This is a genomic window from Ruegeria sp. R14_0, from assembly GCF_017743975.1.
Lineage (GTDB): Bacteria > Pseudomonadota > Alphaproteobacteria > Rhodobacterales > Rhodobacteraceae > Ruegeria.
Genome location: NZ_JAGHRC010000011.1, coordinates 97,862 through 118,867 on the forward strand (window position 1 = coordinate 97,862; position 21,006 = coordinate 118,867).

20 protein-coding genes are annotated in these 21,006 nt (G+C 59.1%); 11 read left to right on the top strand and 9 right to left on the bottom strand.

Features of this window, described 5'->3' with window-relative positions:
- Positions 1 to 47: 47 nt before the first annotated feature.
- The 11 genes from J7416_RS21315 to J7416_RS21365 all read left to right on the top strand — a co-directional run bounded on the left by J7416_RS21315 (position 48) and on the right by J7416_RS21365 (position 11,544).
- Positions 48 to 1,664: an acyl-CoA dehydrogenase family protein gene (locus J7416_RS21315; RefSeq protein ID WP_209227669.1), complete on the top strand. Its 1,617-nt coding sequence runs from the start codon at positions 48 to 50 to the stop codon at positions 1,662 to 1,664.
- A gap of 44 nt (positions 1,665 to 1,708) precedes the next feature.
- Entirely contained in the window at positions 1,709 to 2,602 is an 894-nt protein-coding gene (gene ttcA / locus J7416_RS21320; RefSeq protein ID WP_209227671.1) for a tRNA 2-thiocytidine(32) synthetase TtcA, read from the top strand.
- 71 nt (positions 2,603 to 2,673) lie between these two features.
- On the top strand, positions 2,674 to 4,206 hold the full coding sequence (locus J7416_RS21325; protein ID WP_209227673.1) for a bifunctional diguanylate cyclase/phosphodiesterase: 1,533 nt from the start codon (positions 2,674 to 2,676) through the stop codon (positions 4,204 to 4,206).
- 122 nt (positions 4,207 to 4,328) lie between these two features.
- On the top strand, positions 4,329 to 6,158 hold the full coding sequence (gene yidC / locus J7416_RS21330) for a membrane protein insertase YidC (protein WP_209227675.1): 1,830 nt from the start codon (positions 4,329 to 4,331) through the stop codon (positions 6,156 to 6,158).
- Entirely contained in the window at positions 6,155 to 6,892 is a 738-nt protein-coding gene (locus J7416_RS21335; RefSeq protein ID WP_209227677.1) for an MOSC N-terminal beta barrel domain-containing protein, read from the top strand. Before yidC ends, J7416_RS21335 begins: the two co-directional genes overlap by 4 nt.
- Positions 6,889 to 7,542, top strand: a complete 654-nt coding sequence (yihA, locus tag J7416_RS21340) for a ribosome biogenesis GTP-binding protein YihA/YsxC (RefSeq protein ID WP_209227684.1) — start codon at positions 6,889 to 6,891, stop codon at positions 7,540 to 7,542. The genes J7416_RS21335 and yihA overlap by 4 nt, the downstream gene beginning before the upstream one ends.
- Complete coding sequence (locus J7416_RS21345) at positions 7,539 to 7,907, top strand: DUF2946 domain-containing protein (RefSeq protein ID WP_247744416.1); 369 nt, start codon at positions 7,539 to 7,541, stop codon at positions 7,905 to 7,907. The genes yihA and J7416_RS21345 overlap by 4 nt, the downstream gene beginning before the upstream one ends.
- A gap of 66 nt (positions 7,908 to 7,973) precedes the next feature.
- A complete protein-coding gene (locus tag J7416_RS21350) occupies positions 7,974 to 9,377 on the top strand; it encodes a PepSY domain-containing protein (RefSeq protein ID WP_209227686.1) in 1,404 nt (467 codons plus the stop codon).
- Between the two features lie 104 nt (positions 9,378 to 9,481).
- Positions 9,482 to 10,345 carry an acetylglutamate kinase gene (gene argB / locus J7416_RS21355; RefSeq protein ID WP_170467614.1) on the top strand — a complete coding sequence of 288 codons (864 nt, stop codon included), beginning with the start codon at positions 9,482 to 9,484 and terminating at the stop codon, positions 10,343 to 10,345.
- Between the two features lie 18 nt (positions 10,346 to 10,363).
- Positions 10,364 to 11,050 (top strand): ferredoxin, encoded by a 687-nt coding sequence (locus tag J7416_RS21360; RefSeq protein ID WP_209227688.1) that lies wholly within the window; start codon positions 10,364 to 10,366, stop codon positions 11,048 to 11,050.
- The gene (locus tag J7416_RS21365; RefSeq protein ID WP_209227690.1) at positions 11,047 to 11,544 is read left to right on the top strand and encodes a histidine phosphatase family protein; all 498 of its coding nucleotides are present in this window, start codon (positions 11,047 to 11,049) and stop codon (positions 11,542 to 11,544) included. The genes J7416_RS21360 and J7416_RS21365 overlap by 4 nt, the downstream gene beginning before the upstream one ends.
- Before the next feature lie 48 nt (positions 11,545 to 11,592).
- Here J7416_RS21365 and J7416_RS21370 read toward each other — a convergent pair whose 3' ends face one another.
- From J7416_RS21370 to J7416_RS21410, 9 genes are all read right to left on the bottom strand, one after another.
- Positions 11,593 to 12,384 (bottom strand): amino acid ABC transporter ATP-binding protein, encoded by a 792-nt coding sequence (locus J7416_RS21370; protein WP_280636880.1) that lies wholly within the window; start codon positions 12,382 to 12,384, stop codon positions 11,593 to 11,595.
- Between the two features lie 12 nt (positions 12,385 to 12,396).
- Positions 12,397 to 13,695, bottom strand: coding sequence for an amino acid ABC transporter permease (locus J7416_RS21375; protein ID WP_209227692.1), 1,299 nt, complete (start codon positions 13,693 to 13,695; stop codon positions 12,397 to 12,399).
- 3 nt (positions 13,696 to 13,698) lie between these two features.
- A complete protein-coding gene (locus J7416_RS21380) occupies positions 13,699 to 14,931 on the bottom strand; it encodes an ABC transporter permease subunit (protein WP_209227694.1) in 1,233 nt (410 codons plus the stop codon).
- Between the two features lie 126 nt (positions 14,932 to 15,057).
- Entirely contained in the window at positions 15,058 to 16,074 is a 1,017-nt protein-coding gene (locus J7416_RS21385) for an amino acid ABC transporter substrate-binding protein (RefSeq protein ID WP_209227696.1), read from the bottom strand.
- Between the two features lie 207 nt (positions 16,075 to 16,281).
- Positions 16,282 to 16,989: an ATP12 family protein gene (locus tag J7416_RS21390; RefSeq protein ID WP_209227698.1), complete on the bottom strand. Its 708-nt coding sequence runs from the start codon at positions 16,987 to 16,989 to the stop codon at positions 16,282 to 16,284.
- A gap of 4 nt (positions 16,990 to 16,993) precedes the next feature.
- A complete protein-coding gene (locus J7416_RS21395) occupies positions 16,994 to 17,665 on the bottom strand; it encodes an HAD-IA family hydrolase (RefSeq protein WP_209227700.1) in 672 nt (223 codons plus the stop codon).
- Positions 17,662 to 18,705 (bottom strand): RluA family pseudouridine synthase, encoded by a 1,044-nt coding sequence (locus J7416_RS21400; RefSeq protein ID WP_209227701.1) that lies wholly within the window; start codon positions 18,703 to 18,705, stop codon positions 17,662 to 17,664. Before J7416_RS21400 ends, J7416_RS21395 begins: the two co-directional genes overlap by 4 nt.
- Before the next feature lie 107 nt (positions 18,706 to 18,812).
- Complete coding sequence (locus tag J7416_RS21405; RefSeq protein WP_209227702.1) at positions 18,813 to 19,619, bottom strand: crotonase/enoyl-CoA hydratase family protein; 807 nt, start codon at positions 19,617 to 19,619, stop codon at positions 18,813 to 18,815.
- Between the two features lie 76 nt (positions 19,620 to 19,695).
- On the bottom strand, positions 19,696 to 21,006 hold the full coding sequence (locus J7416_RS21410) for a replication-associated recombination protein A (RefSeq protein WP_209227703.1): 1,311 nt from the start codon (positions 21,004 to 21,006) through the stop codon (positions 19,696 to 19,698).

A 21,006-nucleotide genomic window follows, 5' to 3' on the forward strand; every position in this document is an offset into this window, starting at 1 on the left:
AGCCTAAGGCTGCGCTGAACACTTGGACTACGCAACCCGAGGTTCAGATGACATCCCAAGCTCGCCACACACTTCCTACACATGACGTTCTGAACCAGCCGCCGTTGCGAGGAGATACGAACGTGTGGTCGTCCGATCCGGTGCTACAGAACGCGGCGCGGTTCACCGGTGCGCGCACCGATCCGCTGGCATCCTATGGCGAGATCCTAGGCCGCGCCGAAACCCGGGAATTGGGGCGCGAGGCCAATCAGCACCCACCGGAATTGCGGCTGTTTGATCAGGGTGGCCGGCGTTTGGATGAGATACGCTTTCACCCTTCTTACCATAGGATCATGGATATCAGCCAATCCGCGGGTTACGCATGCTTGGCCTGGGACGAGCAGCCCGGAGGCCACGCCACCCATGCCGCGATGATGTATATGGCCGGTCAGATTGAACCCGGCCATTGCTGTCCCCTGACCATGACATATGCAGCGATCCCTGCGCTTGAGGCCAACAGCGACATTGCTGCAATCTGGCGGCCCAAACTGATGGCCCGCAGCTATGATCCGTCGACGAAACCCATCGAACAAAAAACAAGCGCCACGCTGGGTATGGCAATGACCGAAAAACAGGGTGGTTCAGACGTGCGCGCCAACACTACCATCGCCACACGGGATGGCGATCATTGGCGGTTACGCGGTCACAAATGGTTCTGTTCGGCCCCGATGTGCGACGGTTTTCTGACTTTGGCGCAGGCGCCCGGCGGGCTGACCTGTTTCCTCGTCCCCCGTTGGCTGGAAGGCGAGCGCAATGCGATCCACCTGATGCGCCTAAAAGACAAGCTGGGGAACAAGGCCAATGCCTCGTCTGAAATCGAGTATCATGACGCCCTTGCCTATCAGCTCGGGGACGAAGGCGCAGGCGTCCGCACCATCATCGAAATGGTGCATCATACGCGCCTCGACACAGCTGTCGCGCCCGCAGGTCTGATGCGCGCTGCCCTTGCTGAGGCGCATCACTGGGTCTCACACCGCAGCGCTTTTCAGCGTCGTTTGATCGACCAACCCCTGATGCGCTCCGTTTTGGCGGACCTTGTGCTGGACTGGGAAGGCGCGCTGACCTTGGGCATGCGCGTTGCACAGGCCTTTGACGGGCAGACGGACGAAGACAAAGCTTTTGCGCGCATCAGTGTCGCCCTGGCCAAGTTCCTGAACAACAAACGCTGCCCCACAGTCGTCGTCGAAGCGATGGAGGTGCTGGGCGGCATGGGCTACGTGGAAGACACTCAGATGCCCCTCCTCTACCGCGAAGCGCCGCTCAACAGCATTTGGGAGGGGTCAGGCAACGTGATCTGTCTGGACATTCTGCGCACCATCGCCCGCGACCCATTGGCGGCCGAGGCGTTGCAGGCGGAACTGGACAAGGCAACCGGGACCGACCGGCGTTATGACCAGGCGCTGAAGGCCCACCGCGAACGCTGGCCCGGAACGCCCGCAGAAGCCGAAGCGCGCTGGTTTGCCGAGAATACGGCGCTGCTGCTGACGGCCTGTCAGTTGTTGCGCCACGCCCCTAACGCAGTGGCGGATGGCTATATCGCGGCACGGCTCATGGGCCATAGCGGGCGGATCCCTGGGGCGGTGTCCGGTTTGGACACGGATGCCTTGGTCGCACGCCTGGGCTGACCCGAATACTTGCCCGTTTGCGTCAACTGCTGTAGGGGCAGCGCATGTTTGACGAAGCTGACGATATCCACCCGCTCTTTGCTGGCGCGCCCTCGACGACCGAGTTCAAGAAGCTGCGCAAGCGAATCGTGCGCCAAACCCGTGAGGCCATCGAGCAATATGGGATGGTGGACCCATCGGCTCACGACAAGGATGGCAAACCGCCTCGCTGGCTGGTCTGCCTGTCGGGCGGCAAGGACAGCTATACCCTGCTGGCCGTTCTGTACGAGCTGAAATGGCGCGGCCTTCTGCCCGTTGACCTGCTGGCCTGCAATCTGGATCAGGGACAGCCCGGCTTTCCGGCCACCGTTTTGCCCGAGTTTCTGGAACGTATGGGCGTTCCGCACAGGATCGAATATCAGGACACGTATTCCGTTGTAATGGACAAGGTCCCGCAAGGTCGGACCTATTGTGCACTCTGTTCTCGTCTGCGTCGCGGCAACTTGTATCGCATCGCGCGCGAGGAAGGATGCAGCGCCGTGGTGCTGGGCCATCACCGCGATGATATTCTTGAGACGTTCTTCATGAACCTCTTCCACGGCGGCCGTCTGGCTACCATGCCGCCCAAGCTGGTCAACGAAGAAGGCGACCTGTTCGTCTTTCGCCCTCTTGCCCATGTGGCTGAGGCCGATTGCGAGAAATTCGCCAACGCCATGAACTACCCCATCATCCCCTGCGATCTTTGCGGCAGCCAGGACGGGTTGCAGCGCCAGCAGGTGAAACAGATTCTCGACCAGTGGGAAAAGAACAGCCCCGGCCGCCGCCAGGTGATGTTCCGAGCGTTGACCAACGCGCGTCCATCTCATCTTTTGGACCCGAAACTATTTGATTTTCAGAACCTTATGCTCAATTCGGGTGAAAAAGACCTCAATTCGGACGAGATTCCGCAGCTGCGTTAACGAGTGACTCAGAATGGTTTCCTAGGGTCGACCAGAGCGTTTTGGACGCAAGGTAGAGGCCCGAACAACCGATGTGGAAACATATCTCACTCAACAAAACCTTTGACTCTCTGACCGCGGCGCTAAGCGGACCCCCCGCTTTGGCATTTGCGCCAGCGATCAGTCTGGCTGCCTACTGGACGGGTGGGGAACGTGCGTTGATCGTCGTGGCCCTTGCGCTGCCGGTCGTATTTGCATTGGCGGCGTCGACCGCGAACCGGGCCGGGAAACACGCCGGAGCCGATGGCGGTCTTACCCCCATCGAGACCTTTGCGCATGAGATGGGCACGCTGATAAAAAATCCACGCACAGATCATGACGCCGCATGCATGATTGTCGAACTGGACGGATTCCCCGACTTTCTGGATTTGCATGGGAATGCGGCCGGCCAACTGATGGCCGATCAGTTCCGCAGCCGGGTTCTATCGGTCATCCGTTCGCAGGACATTGCCACGGGTCTGGATCAGGGCAAGATCGTCATTGGCCTGCCTGCATCACCTACTCTTGATCTCGAAGCCTGCATTCAGATGTCAGGACGTATTCAAGCCGCGGTTGACGAACCGATCGTTTTGAACGGTACAAGTGTCTATGTGTCTTGTTCGATCGGATTCTGCCTGCAATCCACGCTTTCAGATCACACCTTTGCCGACTGGATCGAAGCCGCAAGCGCGGCCTTAAGCGAAGCGCAGCGGAACGGCCCCGCCACTATCCGTGCTTACACGCCAGAAACATATCGCCGGGCCCGTGTCCGTGCGAATCTGCGCAGCGAGTTTCTTGCAGCTTTGGACAGCGGCGAAATCCGTCCTTGGTTTCAGCCGCAAATCTCGACGGACACTGGGCAAATCACGGGATTCGAGGCTTTGGCCCGGTGGGAACACCCACAAAAGGGTGTGCTGGGGCCGCAGGTTTTCCTGCCGTTTGCCGAACAGGCTGACCTTATGGAACGGCTGGGCCAGGTTATGCGCCACCACGCGTTTGACGCGATGCGCGAATGGGACCGGGCAGGCCTTATCGTGCCGCGGATTGGGGTGAACTTCTCGTCGGACGAACTGCGCGACCCGGCGCTGATTGACCGTTTGAGATGGGAGCTGGACCAAAGTGACCTGACCCCTGATCGACTGGCCGTGGAAATCCTTGAAACCGTGTTCTCCCGCCGTCCGGACGACGTGATAACACGCAATGTGACGAGCATGTCAAAGCTGGGCTGCTGCATTGACCTGGACGACTTTGGGACAGGTCACGCGTCCATTGCGTCGATCAAACGCTTTGATGTGTCACGCATCAAGATCGACCGCTCATTTGTGGCCAAGGCAGACCGCGACGCCAGCCAACAGCAACTGGTGAGTGCGATTCTGACCATGGCAGAACGGCTGAGCGTCGAGACCCTGGCCGAAGGGGTCGAGACGCCCGGTGAACATGCTCTGATGGCGCAGCTGGGCTGTGATCACGTTCAGGGCTTTGGGATTGCAAAGCCCATGCCGTTCGAAAAAACGATGGATTGGATGGCTGCACATCAGAACAAGCTGAACGGAATGCCGAAAATCGGACGCAAAGCAGGCCCATAGACGCGAATTAACACTATGGAACGCTGATCCGAGGTGAAATAAAGGCGATTCCGCTTGACCTTTGGCCCTGCACTCTGTTGAACCCAGCGGGTGTCTTTCACTGCTCAAGGTGGCTGTCCCAGATGGACGATCAGAATAAGAATCTCATCCTCGCAACCGCGCTCAGCTTTCTGGTGATCCTGGTTTGGTTCGTGCTCTTTCCTCCGCCCGAGCAGACCACTCCTCCAGAAGCGACCGAGATCAGTGCTACGGACGGAACCGAGATTCAAACGCCCAGCGCAGCGGGAACGAACACCGTCGGCGAAGCCACAGCAGACGCAACCGAAGTTGCACCTGACGCGCAGGCCCCACGGATCGACATTGAAACGCCGCGCCTGAAGGGCAGCCTGTCCTTGTCCGGTGGCCGCATCGATGAGCTGTTCCTGAAGGACTACAAAGTCTCGATCGACGAAGGCGCGCCCATCGTTGAACTGCTTTCGCCCGTGGGCTCCGACTCTGCCTACTACGCCCTGTACGGCTGGGCACCGGGTGCAGGTGTCGCCGGAGCTGATGTACCCGGCCCGAACACCCTGTGGACCGTCGAAAGCGGCGAGACACTCGGGGTAGATGCGCCCGTGACGCTGAAATGGGACAACGGCAAGGGTCTAACCTTCCGCCGCACCATCGCGGTTGACCAAGACTATATGTTCACCGTCACCCAGTCCGTCCAGAACGACACCCAGGCCGAAGTCGGCATGGCCCCCTATGGGATTCTGGCTCGCCACGGCATTGGCGAAGACGGCGAACTGCCGGGTCTGAAGAACTTCTTCATCTTGCATGAAGGCGTGATGGTCATGGCTGATGGCGTGCTGGACGAAATCGACTATGGCGACGTGCGCGACTTTGACATTGATCCGAACGAACGTGCGCAGGCCGAGGTCTTTCAGGTCAAAGAAGGTGGCTGGGTCGGCTTCACCGATCACTATTGGATGACGACCCTGATCCCCGAAGAAGGGGCCGCCTTCAAGGCCGCTGCAAAATACGACGCACGTCGCAAGATCTATCAGACAGAAACCGTCCTGCCGACCGTCGCAGTTGCACCGGGCGCGACCGAAGAGGTCACGACGCGGCTGTTTGCGGGCGCAAAGGAATGGGAGACGATCCGAGAGTATCAAGCCGATGGCGTTCAGAAGTTCATCGACAGCATTGACTGGGGTTGGTTCTATTTCCTGACCAAGCCTATCTTCTGGCTGCTGCACTACCTCAATGCCTTGATCGGCAACATGGGTTGGTCGATCATCGGCCTGACCCTGATCATCAAGGCGATCCTGTTCCCGCTGGCGTTCAAATCCTACGTTTCAATGGCGAAGATGAAAGAGCTGCAGCCGCAGATGGAGGCCTTGAAAGAGGCCGCAGGCGACGATCGCCAGAAGATGCAGCAAGGCATGATGGAGCTGTACAAGAAAGAAAAGGTGAACCCGGCCGCGGGCTGTTTGCCGATCCTGATGCAGATCCCGATCTTCTTCTCGCTGTATAAAGTGATCTTTGTCACTATCGAACTGCGCCAGGCCCCTTGGTTTGGCCCCTTCCGGGACCTCAGCGCCCCGGATCCGACCTCGATCATGAACCTGTTTGGCCTTCTGCCTTGGGCTGGGCCGCAGCCTGATACGTTCATGGCACTGATCTTCATCGGTATCCTGCCGCTGCTGCTGGGTATCTCGATGTGGCTGCAGCAAAAGCTGAACCCGGCACCAACCGACCCGACGCAGGCGATGATCTTTGCCTGGATGCCGTGGGTGTTCATGTTCATGCTGGGCAGCTTTGCAAGCGGGCTGGTGGTGTACTGGATCGCAAACAACACGATCACCTTCACGCAACAGTATTTGATCATGCGCAGCCAGGGTTACAAACCTGATGTGTTTGGCAACATAAAATCCGGTTTCAAACGAACGCCGAAAACGGATGACAAATGACCGGTGAAGTGACCAGCCTCTGGCGGCATCCGATCAAAAGCCACGGTCGTGAAGCTGTGCAATCCGTAACCATGACCCCCGGGCAGACCATGCCCGGGGATCGTGTTTGGGCGGTTGCGCATGAGGCGTCCAAAGCGGACGGGTCGGATTGGGTGCCGTGCGCCAATTTCAGCCGTTGCGCGAAGGCGCCGCAGTTGATGGCGATTTCGGCCCGGACCAACGGGAACAGCCTGACCCTGTCTCACCCAGATCGTACCGATTTGACCTTTGACCCGGATCACGAGGCTCAGGCCTTTCTGGACTGGGTCAAACCGCTGATGCCCGCGGACCGCGCTGCGTCGGCGCGAATCATCAGGGTCCCGGGGCGCGGCATGACCGACAGTGATTTCCCATCGATCAGCCTGTGCAACATGGCATCGAACCGCGCAGTCGGGCAAAAGCTGGATACCGATCTGTCGATCCATCGCTGGCGCGGAAACATCTGGTTTGATGGTTTGCCGCTGTGGGAAGAATTCGACTGGGTTGGTCGCGAGGTTCAGGTTGGCGCGGTCGTGTTCCAAGTGCGCGAACGGATTACCCGCTGTTTGGCTACAACCGCCAACCCTGGCACAGGCCAGCGCGATGCTGACACTCTTGGCGCATTGGAAACATGGGGTCATCAGGATTTCGGCGTCTATGCCGAAGTTATCCGAGGTGGCGAAATCTCGGTCGGCGACAAGGTGCATCTGTTATGAACACTCTGCCTTTCCCGTTGGCCGAAGACCCGGATGAATTCGCGTTGGAGCGTGGCCGCAAACTGTTTGCGGGACCGTCCGAGTTCGTCAAAGGCGTGGTCGCTATGAATGGCCTGCCGGCCCCTGACCGGCTTGAGGTCTGCTTTGCAGGCCGGTCCAACGTGGGAAAATCCAGCCTGATCAACGCCCTGACCGGCACCAAAGGTCTGGCGCGCGCGTCAAACACGCCGGGCCGCACACAAGAAATCAACTTTTTCACCCAAGGCCCCGAGCTGTATTTGGTGGACCTGCCCGGATATGGATACGCCAACGCCCCGGTGAAGGTCGTCGAAAAATGGCAACGCCTGCTGAAACAGTACTTGAGCGGTCGTCAAACCCTGCGCCGGGCCTTTGTACTGATTGACTCGCGTCATGGGGTGAAACCCGTTGATGCCGAAATCATGAAGCTGCTGGACACCAGCGCCGTGACGTTTCAATGCGTGATGACCAAGGCCGACAAGGTGAAGGCCAACGATCGTCAGAAAGTTCTGGAGCAGGTACGCGGTGCGTTGTCCAAACACCCCGCTGCGTTCCCCGAGATCGTCCTGACCTCGTCCGAGAAAGGTGACGGCGTCCCGACCCTTCGTTCGATTATCGCGCATCTGGAATGAGTTTCGTAACCCCCATTTTCCCTGTGCTGACGGTGTTGGCGCTGGTGCTGACCAGTGCAATCCCGCAGGGCTGGATGCCAGCAATGGGCAGCGACGGGAAAGTGCTGCTGGTGATCTGCACCGGCGAAGGAACGGTTGAACAATGGGTTGATCTGGACCCGGACGAACCCACACATGACGACACGGATCAGCGCATCCTGTGCCCTTTCGCGGGTATAGGCGCTGATACTGTCCTGCCCTCGGTCGGCGCGGTTGTGCCGTTCGCTGCATCAATCCAGCCCCGCTGGGTTCATCGTGACTTTACCCATCGCAGCGCCGGGTTCTACGCCCGCTACGATGCCAGGGCTCCGCCCCTCTTCTCCTGATTCACTTCCTTCCTTGTGAACCTGCGCAGGCGCTGCGCGGGGCAATTTTCGAATCCGGAGACTAAAATGGCATTGGATAGCCAATCCCTGGGGGACACCCCGGCGCAGAATACTGCTGCGCAAAAATTCTATTTCGCCGCCTGGCGGTGGCATTTCTATGCGGGGATTTTCGTCATCCCCTTTTTGATCGTTCTGGCCGTAACGGGGCTGATGATGATGTTCATCACTCAATTTGACGGCCGTGACGGTGAAAAAATCGCGGTAGAGGTTCAGGGCACCGCCCTGCCCGCCTCACAACAAGCCGAAATCGCCCTAGCCACGGTGCCCGGTACAGTCGTTGAGTGGATCGGCCCCAAAGCGACTGATCTGGCCACCGTGTTCCGTATCAAGACCGAAGAAGGCCAGCGCCTTGTGGCCGTTGACCCCTATGCCGGGGACGTTCTGCAAGTTTGGGACCGCCGCGCGGGTTGGTATGATCTGGCGGACAACATTCACTCGACCCTTCTGATCGGCACAACCGGCGACCGCATTCTTGAGATCGCCGCCGGGTTGAGCCTGTTGCTGGTCTTCACTGGCCTCTACCTGTGGTGGCCGCGCGGCAACGCAATCGCCGCGTTCGTCCCGAATCTGCGCGCGCGGGGCCGCGCTTTTTGGAAGTCCCTGCACGCGGTGGTCGGGTATTGGATGTCCGGTTTGCTGGTGGTCTTCCTGATCTCGGGCCTGTCCTGGGCGGGCGTCTGGGGCGGCATGATCGTGCAACCATGGAGCAGTTTCCCAGCCGAGAAATGGGACAATGTTCCCTTGTCTGACGAGACCCATGCCAGCATGAACCACGGTCATCAGAACGACGTCCCTTGGGCGCTGGAACAGACACCTATGCCTGCCTCGGGTTCTGACGCCGGAATCGACGGCGTACCCCAAGGCACACCCGTGGACATCGATGCCCTCGTGGCGCTTGGCACCGCGCTGGACATGACTGGACGTTTCCGGGTCGCATATCCGGGCGGGGAAAATGGCGTCTGGACGCTGAACCGGGACAGTATGAGCAGCGACTCGACCGATCCGGTGAATGACCGGACAGTGCATGTGGATCAGTACACCGGCAAGATCCTCGCCGACGTTCGGTACGAAGACTATTCGCTGATGGGTAAATCCATGGCCCTCGGTATCCCGTTTCACATGGGCCTGATGGGAACGTGGAACTTTGTCCTGAACCTGGTCTTCTGCCTGTCGGTCATCTTTGTCTGCATCTCGGGCGCGATAATGTGGGTCAAGCGTCGGCCACAGCGCGCAGGGCGACTGGCGGCACCACCAATGCCATCTGAGATGCCGTTGTGGAAAGGGGCCGTTCTGATTGGCCTGTTCACTGCAATGGCCTTCCCCTTGGTCGGGCTGACCCTCCTGGCCGTGCTGGCGCTGGACTTGCTATTGATCAGCAATATCCCGGCTGTGAAACGCGCCATGAGCTGACCTAGATGGGCCGTCCCGGACCACCCGAGACGGCCCATTCCCCGATCCGGTCTTGGCAGCGCGTCACAAACCTCCTAACACGGAACCTCAAAGGGACAGCAGCCATGAAGACACGAGACATGAACCGGGACTGGATCGCCACCGCCGCAACGCTGAACAGCGCATTGCCCTATCTGCAACGCTATGACGGGGCGATTGTCGTCATCAAACTCGGCGGCCATGCCATGGGCAGTGACGAAGCGATGGAGAGCTTTGCCCGCGATGTCGTTTTGATGCGCCAGGTCGGGGTGAACCCGGTGATCGTTCATGGCGGCGGTCCGATGATCAATGCCATGCTGGACAAGCTGGACATCCAGTCCGAATTCGTGAACGGCAAGCGTGTCACCGACAAAGCCACTGTCGAAGTGGTCGAGATGGTGTTGTCCGGCCTTGTCAACAAACGCATCGTTCAGGCGATCAACGATCAGGGCGGCATGGCGGTTGGCCTGTCGGGCAAAGACGCGCAGCTGATGCTGTGCGATCAGACCGATGAATCTCTGGGTTTTGTTGGCAGCCCGGCTGAGATGAACCCGAAAATCCTTCACAACCTGTTTGCCCACGATGTAATCCCGGTGATCGCACCGCTGGGCGCGGGACGGAATGGTGAGACGTTCAACGTCAATGGCGATACAGCCGCCGGCGCCATTGCTTCTGCGCTGAAGGCGGATCGCCTGCTGCTGCTGACGGACGTCTCTGGCGTCAAAAATGCCGCAGGGGACGTTGTAACCGAGTTGAAAGCCGGTCAGATCCGCGAGATGACGCTGGATGGCACGATTGCGGGTGGCATGATCCCAAAGACCGAAACAGCGCTGGATGCGCTGCACAGTGGCGTTCGGGCGGTTGTCATTCTGGACGGACGCGCGCCCAATGCGGTCCTGCTTGAGCTATACACAGAACACGGGGCCGGATCACTGATCCGCCCGGATTGAGCATCAAGAGGAGGAGACATGCCAGATCGCGCCCACCCCTCCTCTGACGCTGTGACGATTTCCTATGAACAGGTGGAACAGGCTGCAAAAGCGGCTGGTTTGATCGTCATGGGCGCACTTCATCCGCGCGTTACTGACGCCAAACAATTGGACGGCGGTACGCTTCTCCTGCTGGGTGCAGGGGCCGATTTTTGGCCCACTCTCAAGACCTCGGACGAGTGGCAGAGCGACGACCCGGTTGATCGCTGGTCGCTGCGCGTGATCGGGCAAATGGCGCAGGACTTGTCGGCCCAAGCTCATTTCCCGTTTGGTGGCCCCCCGTATGCGCCGTTTATTGACTGGGCGTTGAAATCAGGGCGCACCTTTAGCAGCCCGGTTGGGGCATTGGTACATGATGAGGTCGGCATGATGATCTCATTCCGGGGCGCGCTGCAATTCGAGCATGAGTTCCCGATCCCCACGCCGAAGGGTGCATCACCTTGCACCACCTGCGCTGCGCCTTGCACCCAAACCTGCCCGGTGAACGCGTTGAACAGTCAGAGTTTCTATGACGTCGCAGCCTGCCACGACCACTTGTCCACAGACCAGGGCCAAACCTGCATGACAGGCGGATGTCTTGCGCGGCTATCCTGCCCGCTTAGCGCGGGTGCCGGACGCGACCCCGAGCAGTCGGCCCACCACATGAGAGCGTTTCACCCATCATGAGCCGCAGACTGATCCTGACCCGCCATGCCAAATCCAGTTGGGACAGCCTGGTCCTGGCCGATCATGATCGCCCACTGAACAAGCGCGGTCGCAAGTCTGCCCCGGCAATTGGGGCCTGGCTGCGTGAAAACGGATGGTTGCCGGACGAAGTGCTCAGCTCGACTGCGACCAGAACGCGGGAAACCTGGGACAGGATGGGGCTGCAAGCCGACAAGCTGTGCTTTCACCGCGCGCTCTATCACGCAGAGCCCGCGGATATGCTGGTCGAACTGTCCGGAGCGACGGGGCAAACCGTTTTGATGCTGGGGCACAATCCCGGTATTGCAGCCTTTGCCGATCAAATCGTCAAACAGCCGCCGGGCCATGCCAGATTCTACGACTATCCCACCTGCGCGACCACGGTGATCCGATTTGATATCGGCGATTGGTCGGAAATTCGCTGGCACGGTGGCCAAGTCGAGGGGTTTGTCATTCCGCGCGAGTTGCTGGAATAGAAAAAGGCGGGAACAAAGGCCCGCCTTTTCTTTGTACTGTGACCCGGTTCAGTGACCCAGAATTTGGCTGAGGAACAGCTTGGTCCGGTCACTTTTGGGGTTGTTGAAGAACTCTTCCGGTTCGTTCTGTTCCACGATCTGACCGGCATCCATAAAGATCACGCGGTTTGCGACCTGACGGGCAAAGCCCATCTCGTGCGTCACACACAGCATGGTCATGCCTTCCTCAGCCAGTTCGATCATGGTGTCGAGCACCTCTTTGATCATCTCGGGGTCCAGCGCCGATGTGGGTTCGTCGAACAACATGATCCGCGGCATCATGCACAGCGAACGAGCGATCGCCACACGCTGCTGCTGACCACCGGACAACATGCCCGGGTATTTGTTGGCCTGTTCCGGGATTTTCACCTTTTCCAGGAAGTGCATGGCGCGTTCTTCGGCCTCTTTCTTGGGCGTCTTGCGCACCCAGATTGGGGCCAGTGTGCAGTTTTCCAGAATGGTCAGATGCGGGAACAGGTTGAAGTGCTGAAACACCATCCCAACCTCGGACCGGATCTTGTCGATGTTTTTCAGGTCATTCGACAGCTCGATCCCGTCCACAACAATCGAGCCCTGCTGGTGTTCTTCCAGCGCGTTCAGGCAACGGATCAATGTGGACTTCCCCGAGCCCGACGGGCCCGCGATAACGATCCGCTCGCCCTGATTGACGGTCAGATTGATGTCGCGCAGCACGTGGAAGGACCCGTACCACTTGTTCATTCCATTGATTTCGATGGCGACCTCGTCGCTCACCTGCATCTTGGAGCGGTCGATTTCGCGGTCAATTGCAAGTTCAGACATGCGTTGAACTCCTTAACGGTGATCGGTGGCAAGGCGACGCTCGAGCCACTGTGAATATTGAGAAATGCCGTAGCAGACGACAAAGAACAGAAGCGCGGCAAAGCCCAGAAGCTCCCAATAGACGCCGTTCCATTCGGTCGACGCCAGAATTGGACCCCGGATCATACCCACCAGGTCGAACATCGAGATGACCGAAACCAGTGTGGTGTCCTTGAACAGGCCCACGGCCACGTTCACAATGCCTGGGATCGAGATCTTCAAAGCCTGCGGCAGGATGATCAGGCGCATCGCCTGCGGGTAATCCAACCCCAGACTATCTGCTGCCTCGTACTGTCCACGTGGAAGCGCTGCCAGACCGCCGCGGATCACCTCGGCGATATAGGCGGCCGAGAACATGGTGATCATGATCACGACGCGCAGGAACAGGTCGACCGTGCTGTCAGGCGGGAAGAAGTACGCCAGCATCACCGAAGCCACAAACAAAAGCGTAATCAGAGGTACGCCGCGGATGAATTCGATGAAGATGACGCAGACCCACTTGATCAGCGGCATATTGGACTGACGCCCCAAAGCCAGCGCGATACCTAGCGGCACGGACAACGACACACAGGTAACACCCAGCATGAGGTTGAGCATGAAGCCGCCAAGATCCCGGCTGGGAACGGCTTTCAGCAACGCATTTTCTGAGGCCCCTTCGGGGATCAGAGCTGCACCGATGTTCCAAACGACCAGCGCGACGACGATTGCACCAAAGAATCCGGCAGCAAAGCTGTTTCTGCCAAACTTCTGGAATACGGCGCCCGCAGCGACAAAACCCACCAGCGCCACCAGAGGCGCAAGAATGGTGCCCCCCCAGATCAGCCAGAACGCAATGAACGGATAAAGCGCGGTGAAGATCAGCAATTTGCGGGGCAAATCGAAGAACAACACTGGCGCTATCGCGACCAGCATCAGGATGAAGGCCAGATTTGGACGCCAGTACGCGTCTGTGGGATACTTGAACCCATAGATGAGCTGCGGCCAACGTTCGGTTAGAACAGCGAAACATGCACCGGTCTTACCGGCCAGAATCTCGCGACATTCAGCCAGGGACGAGGCATTCCACACCCCGTTGAAAATCCACGGCAGAGTGTTTTTGAGCAGCAGATAGATCAGGACCAGAGACAGAACCGTCAGAATCGTGTTGGCAACGCCAGAGAACAGGTTTTCACGCAGCCACTTGACGACACCCGTTTCACGCGCTGGTGGCGGTGAGGGTGGAATAGGGCCTTCGGCCACGAAAGCGATCGGATTGGTTGTTTGATCGGTCATGGCTCAGCGCTCCTTCAACTTGACGGATGCGTTGTAGATGTTCATCGCCATCGAAATCAGCAGCGATGCGGTCAGGTAGAACAGCATCAGCAACAGGACACATTCGATCGCGCGACCGGTCTGGTTCAGCGTGATACCGCCCAAGGTTGCGGTGATATCAGCGTAGCCCACGGCAATCGCCAGCGACGAGTTCTTGGTGATGTTGAGGTACTGCGAAATCAGCGGTGGAATGATCACCCGCAAGGCCTGAGGCAGAACCACAAGGTTCATGATCCGACCCGGACGCAAGCCCAGCGCCGCGGCGGCCTCGGTCTGGCCTTTCGAAATCGCCTGAATACCCGCGCGGACGTTTTCCGCGATGAACGCACCTGTATAGATGGAAAGTGCGAACCAAAGCGCGATCAGCGGACCACCTACTTTGATGCCTCCGCTAAAGTTAAAGCCCTTTAGTTCAGGGATATTCCATGTCAGGCCCATCAGCAGCATCAACACAATAAACGGACCAAACCAAACAGCCAGTTTGGGCAGCAAGGTTTTTGGGCGAATGCCGGTTTCTTCCTGTTTGTGTGCTGCCCGTTTTTCGATTTCACGAGCGACGAACCAGGACGCGACCAGGCCAGCAATAACCACAAGCCAGTTGAGCAATGTCACGCTGAACAAACCGTGTGCAAACTCGGGACGCGGGATATAGACACCACGGTTTGTGAACGCGAAGGCATCAAACAGCATGCTCGATGTCGGGTTGTCCCCCCGGAACGCACGCGGCCCCGGCAGCACAGCGGTCATGATGGTGAAGATGATGATGATCCAGATCAGAACCGGAATATTCCGGAAGATCTCGACATATACAGCCATCAGTTTCGACACGAGCCAGTTGTTCGAAAGCCTCAGAACACCTGCGATCACCCCGAATATTGTCGCGGTGATACAAGCAAGAAAGGCAACAAGAAGCGTGTTGAGCAATCCGACAACAGCTGCACGCCCGTGTGAGGACTGGCTGTCATACTCGATCAGACGCTGGTTGATGTCGTACCCGGCAGAGTCACCAAGAAACGAGTAGGAAATGTTCAGGCCGGCGGCCCGGAGGTTCTGGATCAGGTTGTTGCCCAGATACCAAATGCAAAGCGCAATAACGATGGCCGCAATCACCTGAAACGTAAGTGAGCGATAGCGGGTATCGTTTATGAGCATCGACAACCGAAAATCAGCTTTCGGCGGGTCAGTCATAGTCGACATGTTTTGGGATCCCCGTAGCTTGCGGGCTACTTAATTTCGGCGAGGTTGTCCCCGCTCTGCATCTGCCCGCAGCAGTTTATTATAGAAGAGGGCGCAAGTTTCCTTGCGCCCTCATCCGTCTATGTTTTAGCGGAACGGCGGCGAGTACAGCAGGCCACCTTCGGTCCACTGGGCGTTCAGGCCGCGTGCCAGACCGATGGGTGTTTCTTCACCGATGTTCTTGGCGAAGACTTCACCATAGTTACCGCCAGCTTTGATCGCTTTCGCGGCCCAGTCGGCGTCAAGTCCCAGCATCTCGCCCAGGGTGCCTTCGGTACCCAGCAGGCGGTTGATTTCCGGATTGTCGGTACCAGCGCTCAGCTCGTCGATGTTTGCCGAGGTCACGCCCAGCTCTTCAGCCGAAACCAGCGAGTTCAGAGTCCAGCGAACAACGTCACCCCACTCGTGGTCACCGTGGCGGACCAGCGGGCCCAGCGGCTCTTTCGAGATGATTTCAGGCAGCAGGACGTGATCACCGGGGTTTTCGAACGTGGCGCGGGTTGCGGCCAGGCCCGAAGCGTCGGTGGTGTAAACGTCACATGCGCCAGCCAGGTATTGCTGTTGCGCTTCGGCGTTGGTTTCGATCGGAACCGGCTCGTAGCTGATGTTGTTGGCACGGAAGAAATCGGCCAGGTTCAGCTCGGTGGTGGTGCCGGTCTGGATACAAACGGTCGCGCCGTCCAGTTCCTTGGCCGAGCTTACGCCCAATGCCTTCGGAACCATGAAGCCCTGACCGTCATAGTAGTTGATACCAACGAATTCGAACTTCAGGTCGACGTCGCGGCTGAAGGTCCAGGTGGTGTTACGGGCCAGCATGTCGATCTCGCCGGATGCCAGCGCTGTGAAGCGTGTTTTACCGGTGGTTGGAACGAACTCGACTGCGTTCGCATCGCCCAGAACAGCTGCAGCAACAGCGCGGCACAGCGAAACGTCAAAACCTTGCCATTCGCCATTTGCATCGGGTGCCGCAAAGCCGACCAGACCAGTGGTCACACCGCAGTTCAGTTTGCCGCGCGCTTTGACGTCGTCAATCGTCCCCGCAGCAGCAGCGCCTGCAGCCAGACCGGCAATCGTTGCCGCGCCCAAAATTACGGATTTTTTCATTTTTACCTCTTCCTGATTTCCCGCCCCGTTTCGGGACGGCTCTGTCCGGCGCCTCTGGCACCAGAAAGGTTTACCCAAAGGCGTCTCCCCTTTAGTGCGCACGAGTTTGGTCGCATTCATAAACAAACGTCAAGGGTCGGATCAGGGAAAACGATGAGTCAATTCAGAGATGACCGTCTCTGCGTCGAAAATTGGCGCAGAATAGGCTCAAGCCGAGATTTCAAAGAACCGTTTAGCGTGCAAAAATGCCGCCCTTTTTGTTTCCGAGGCGGCGTGAGCCTCGTCATCATGGCCCCATTGTTCGATTTGCCACAGCTCGTCAAGCCTTGAGATTTCCCAAATCTCGTCCGCGCTACGCCAGTCCATCGCCGCAGCAAACCCCAAGACCAACGAGCCGGACAGGCTGACCAGATCATGAAAGGCGGCCAGCTGGAAGTCGTTGAAATCGTGCACGCGGCTGCGCAGCGTGGCCAATGATTTCGCCGATTGCGGCTGATGCAGAACGCCCGCCACAGGTACCAGTCGGGCGGCCAGCGTTTCTGCCGCCCAGTCCAAGGCCGGATCCCAGCTTTCGGCCTGGCGTTTTTGCAATTCCTGTGGGTGAGTCGCCCGATAACACAGCAAATCGGAGTCACCGTAGTCGGCCAGCATGTCTGCAACCTCGGCGTGCTGATGGTGGACTTTATCGATGGCGGCATTGGCCGAGCGGGTAAAGGGCATCTGGGTCGGGTCGACCTCTTTTTCCTGCGCGTCCCATTCTGCCGCAACCTCTTGCGCCATGGCCAGTGTTGGCAGGATCAATCCGGCCTTGGCTGGTGTTTTGACGCAACGACCATCCAGTTCAACCGTGTATCCGTCATCCGCTTGGACGACCGCGCTTGCGGTCCAAAATCGCTTAGGCTTCCAGTCGCTCATGATTTCAGGTCCAGATGTGATCCAGTGCGCGCGGCAACTGATCAAAGGTTTCAATAATACAAGCCGCGCCGTTCAATACGGCCCGGTCGTGATAGCCCCAGGAAACGCCGATACCCGCCACCCCGGCCGCCTGCGCCATATCCATGTCAAACCGGGTATCCCCGATCATGACGGTGTCCGAAGCCTCAACTCCGGTTTCGGACCGGGCCGTGTCAATCATTGACGGGTGCGGTTTCGACGGATGATGGTCTGCGACTTGCCGAGTCACGAAATAGCGCTCCAGTTCATGGGCTTCGATCAGCGCATCCAACCCGCGTTGTGATTTCCCGGTTGCCACACCCAGCAGAATTTCGGGCACCGCGTGTAAGGCTTCGATCACGTCACGTGCGCCGGGATAAAGCGGCGAGCTTGCTGCACCCATCTTCAACCGGTTGGCATGGTAGGCCTGTTTATAACCTTCAACCAAACTGTGCTGAACGCTATTGGATTGGTCAGATGCCAGCTGCGCCATGGCGTTTGGCAGCGACAAGCCCACGATGGACAGAATCGCCTGCCGGTCAGGCACGGGCAAGGACAGCGACTGAAAACTGGCGGTCATCGCAGCGACAATGCTGCCCTGGCTGTCAACCAGAGTGCCGTCCACATCGAACAGCACCAAACGCAAGGGTGCGCTCATTGCAGTTCCTCGAACGGGTCTTCGGCAGCCAGGTCTTCGGTCCAGCCGAACGTATCCCAGCTGTGCTTCATATGGTCTGGCAAGGGCGCCGTGACAGTAATCGTCTTGCGTGTCACCGGGTGCTGGAACGAGGCCTGCCGCGCGTGCAGGTGCAGTTTTTTACTGATGATCCCGCCCAACTGTGCACCCCAGCCATCGCCAAGGTTTTCCTGCCCGGAGCCACCGTATTTGCCATCCCCGATGATCGGATGCCCAATCGCTGCCATATGCGCGCGCAGTTGGTGCGTCCGACCCGTGATCGGCTCCATCGCCACCCAAGCGGCGCGCCCGGCCACCCGGTACAGCGTCGCGTAGAGCGTGTGGGCCCGTTTCGCACCGGGGTTGTCGTTGATTTCGTTGAGGTGAACGGCGACCATTTTCTCGCCTTCGCCATGCTTTCCATGGCCCGCAGCCTTGACGAGCCCGGTCTTGATCTCACCCAGATACGGGGTTGGTACGCCTGCCACCAAAGCCCAGTAGATCTTGCGCGTGTCGCGGTGACGGAACGCAGCTGTCAGCCCTTTGGCGGCCTCACGTGTGCGCGCCAGCAGAAGAACGCCTGACGTATCCTTATCCAAACGGTGCACAAGGCGAGGGTTCTCGTCATAGCCAAACCGTAAAGCCTCGGACAGGCTGTCGACGTGGCGGGTCTGGCCGCTGCCGCCCTGCACCGGCAGGCCATGGGGTTTGTTTAGGGCCAGCACATGATCGTCGCGATAGATCACGCAGGATTGGATCATCTTGGCGTCAGCATCCGATACACGCCGCTTGACCTCGGCCGGTTTGTGATCGACGTCGGGCAAGGGCGGCACACGCACGACCTGACCGACCTCAAGCCGGGTCGAAGCTTTGACCCGCCCGCCTTCGACACGCAATTCACCCTTGCGACACATCTTTTCGATCCGGCCCTGGCTGACATGCGGGAACAGGCGGCGCAACCAGCGATCCAGCCGCTGGTCGCCGTCACCTTCTGCCACGGTGATCATCTGTACGCCGCTCATGCCGATACCCTCTGCGTCGCGCGAATTGTCCGCGCGGTAGACCCGTCTGTAAGTGCCTTAGAAAACATGCGCGTCTGTGGCGTGCCAAGGGCAAAGAGTCAAGCAGATCAGATGTTCGAGAAGTCCCCGTGCCGCCCAGCGCCATCCCGAAACCGGCCCGCACCCGCCGTACCTTCGCGCCGGATCGCTTCAAGCCCGTTGGCCCATTCAACTTTCAGCGCTTCGCGCACCGGCATGCCCCGGGTCTCGATGATCGAGCGACGGTCGGCGCGCACAGCCGCTTGCGGGAAACGGGCGATCTCGTGCGCCATGGCCTCAGCCGCGGCGCGCGCTTCTCCGTGGGGAACGACCTTTTCAGCCAGCCCGATGCGGTAGCATTCCTCGGCTTCGACTTTCCGACCCGTCAAGGCGATCTCCAGCGCTTTGCCCTGCCCGATCAGTCGAGGAAGGCGCACGGTGCCGCCATCCATCAGGGTCACGCCCCAGCGGCGGCAATAGACGCCTTGATAGGCCGTTTCGGCCATGACCCGGATATCGCACCACAGCGCCAGCTCCATCCCGCCGGCCACTGCCGCGCCCTCAATCGCCCCGATGACCGGTTTGGACAGCTCCAACCGCGATGGCCCCATCGGACCAAGCGTTGAAGGGGCCGAACCAACGGGGAACGCGTGTTTTTCGTAATAGGGTTCGCCCAATTCCGGATCCGACAAGGTCGAGGCCATTTTCAGGTCCCACCCGGCGCAGAAATTGCCGCCTTTCCCCCAGAACACGGCAGCCTTGGCCGGGCTGTGCTCGAATTCCAGAAAGGCGTCCGTCAGCGCCTTGGCGTGGTCACTGTCGACGGCGTTCCGCGCCTCTGGCCTGTCGTGAATGATGGTCCAGACGTCATCCGTCTTGTCGATAGATACGGTCATGAGTTTCCTCCCTCGACTCTCATGACCCAAGGGAAACCCGTTTCTTAAGTCCTGTCGCCTGTGACGCTACGGCGTGTTAGTTTTTCCGCTGCGTGCGCAGTTTGGCGAAATAGTCCAACCGCTTTTTCAACTCACGCTCAAAGCCGCGTTCAACAGGTTGATACAGTTCGGGGCGTTCCATGCCATCAGGGAAGTAGTTTTGACCGGAAAATCCGTCTTCGGCGTCGTGGTCATAGGCATATCCCGCACCATAACCCTGGTCCTTCATCAATGAGGTCGGCGCGTTCAAGATATGTTTCGGAGGCGGTTCGCTACCCGACTGTTTGGCCAGCCGCATCGCCGCCTTGTAGCCCACGTACGCCCCGTTCGATTTCGGTGCCAAGGCCAGGTACACCAGCGCCTGCGCCAACGCCAACTCGCCTTCCGGACTGCCAAGCCGTTCATAGGTCTGCCACGACTGCAGGCAAATCGCCTGCGCCTGCGGATCGGCCAAACCAATGTCCTCGACCGCCATTCGCGTGATCCGTCGTGCCAGATAGCGTGGGTCTTCGCCGCCCGTCAGCATCCGTGCGAACCAATAAAGCGCGGCGTCCGGGTCTGACCCCCGTACGGATTTATGCAGGGCCGAGATCAGGTTGTAGTGCTCATCCCCCGACTTGTCGTATTTCGCAGCCCGGCGCATCAGTCGGGTCGAAAGCGCGTCGGGGTCCAGCGGCGCATCAATCTTCCACGCGGCAACCTGTTCGATCAGGTTCAAAAGCGCCCTGCCATCGCCATCAGCCATTTCCTGCAGCGCTTCGCGGGCCGGTCCGGTCAAAGGCAGCGCCTGACCCAGTTCTTTCTCGGCGCGCTGTGTCAGGCGTTCGAGGTCAGAAAGGCTGAGGCGTTCCAGCACAAGAACCTGCGCCCGGCTCAGCACAGCGGCGTTCAACTCGAACGAGGGGTTCTCGGTCGTGGCCCCAACCAGCAGGATCGTTCCATCTTCCATATGCGGCAGGAACCCGTCCTGTTGGGCTTTGTTGAAGCGGTGGATTTCGTCCACGAACAGCAGCGTCCCCTGCCCGTTCTGCCGCCGAATCTTGGCGGCTTCAAAAACCTTTTTCAGGTCAGGAACACCGGTGAAAATCGCGCTGATCTGTACGAAATGCAGATCGGTTTCCTGCGCCAGCAGCCGCGCGATCGTGGTCTTGCCGACGCCCGGGGGCCCCCAGAACACCAAGCTGGACAGGCTGCCCGATGCAAGCATGACCCCCAGCGGCGCGTCCGGGCCCAGAACCTGCTCCTGTCCGATCACCTCGGCCAGCGACTGCGGCCGCAACCTGTCGGCCAGCGGGCGATGCGGGTTTGGCGCTGGCTCAGCGGACTGGGTATCGAACAGGTCGCTCAT

What these genes read in the sequence shown, in the direction of transcription:
- J7416_RS21360 (WP_209227688.1), top strand. Translation starts at nt 10,364, where the DNA reads ATGCCAGATCGCGCCCACCCCTCCTCTGACGCTGTGACGATTTCCTAT.
- J7416_RS21400 (WP_209227701.1), bottom strand. Translation starts at nt 18,705, where the DNA reads ATGAGCGGCGTACAGATGATCACCGTGGCAGAAGGTGACGGCGACCAG.
- J7416_RS21390 (WP_209227698.1), bottom strand. Translation starts at nt 16,989, where the DNA reads ATGAGCGACTGGAAGCCTAAGCGATTTTGGACCGCAAGCGCGGTCGTC.
- ttcA (WP_209227671.1), top strand. Translation starts at nt 1,709, where the DNA reads ATGTTTGACGAAGCTGACGATATCCACCCGCTCTTTGCTGGCGCGCCC.
- J7416_RS21345 (WP_247744416.1), top strand. Translation starts at nt 7,539, where the DNA reads ATGAGTTTCGTAACCCCCATTTTCCCTGTGCTGACGGTGTTGGCGCTG.
- J7416_RS21370 (WP_280636880.1), bottom strand. Translation starts at nt 12,384, where the DNA reads ATGTCTGAACTTGCAATTGACCGCGAAATCGACCGCTCCAAGATGCAG.
- J7416_RS21335 (WP_209227677.1), top strand. Translation starts at nt 6,155, where the DNA reads ATGACCGGTGAAGTGACCAGCCTCTGGCGGCATCCGATCAAAAGCCAC.
- J7416_RS21395 (WP_209227700.1), bottom strand. Translation starts at nt 17,665, where the DNA reads ATGAGCGCACCCTTGCGTTTGGTGCTGTTCGATGTGGACGGCACTCTG.
- J7416_RS21375 (WP_209227692.1), bottom strand. Translation starts at nt 13,695, where the DNA reads ATGACCGATCAAACAACCAATCCGATCGCTTTCGTGGCCGAAGGCCCT.
- J7416_RS21385 (WP_209227696.1), bottom strand. Translation starts at nt 16,074, where the DNA reads ATGAAAAAATCCGTAATTTTGGGCGCGGCAACGATTGCCGGTCTGGCT.
- J7416_RS21350 (WP_209227686.1), top strand. Translation starts at nt 7,974, where the DNA reads ATGGCATTGGATAGCCAATCCCTGGGGGACACCCCGGCGCAGAATACT.
- J7416_RS21410 (WP_209227703.1), bottom strand. Translation starts at nt 21,006, where the DNA reads ATGAGCGACCTGTTCGATACCCAGTCCGCTGAGCCAGCGCCAAACCCG.
- J7416_RS21365 (WP_209227690.1), top strand. Translation starts at nt 11,047, where the DNA reads ATGAGCCGCAGACTGATCCTGACCCGCCATGCCAAATCCAGTTGGGAC.
- argB (WP_170467614.1), top strand. Translation starts at nt 9,482, where the DNA reads ATGAAGACACGAGACATGAACCGGGACTGGATCGCCACCGCCGCAACG.
- J7416_RS21325 (WP_209227673.1), top strand. Translation starts at nt 2,674, where the DNA reads ATGTGGAAACATATCTCACTCAACAAAACCTTTGACTCTCTGACCGCG.
- J7416_RS21315 (WP_209227669.1), top strand. Translation starts at nt 48, where the DNA reads ATGACATCCCAAGCTCGCCACACACTTCCTACACATGACGTTCTGAAC.
- yidC (WP_209227675.1), top strand. Translation starts at nt 4,329, where the DNA reads ATGGACGATCAGAATAAGAATCTCATCCTCGCAACCGCGCTCAGCTTT.
- yihA (WP_209227684.1), top strand. Translation starts at nt 6,889, where the DNA reads ATGAACACTCTGCCTTTCCCGTTGGCCGAAGACCCGGATGAATTCGCG.
- J7416_RS21405 (WP_209227702.1), bottom strand. Translation starts at nt 19,619, where the DNA reads ATGACCGTATCTATCGACAAGACGGATGACGTCTGGACCATCATTCAC.
- J7416_RS21380 (WP_209227694.1), bottom strand. Translation starts at nt 14,931, where the DNA reads ATGTCGACTATGACTGACCCGCCGAAAGCTGATTTTCGGTTGTCGATG.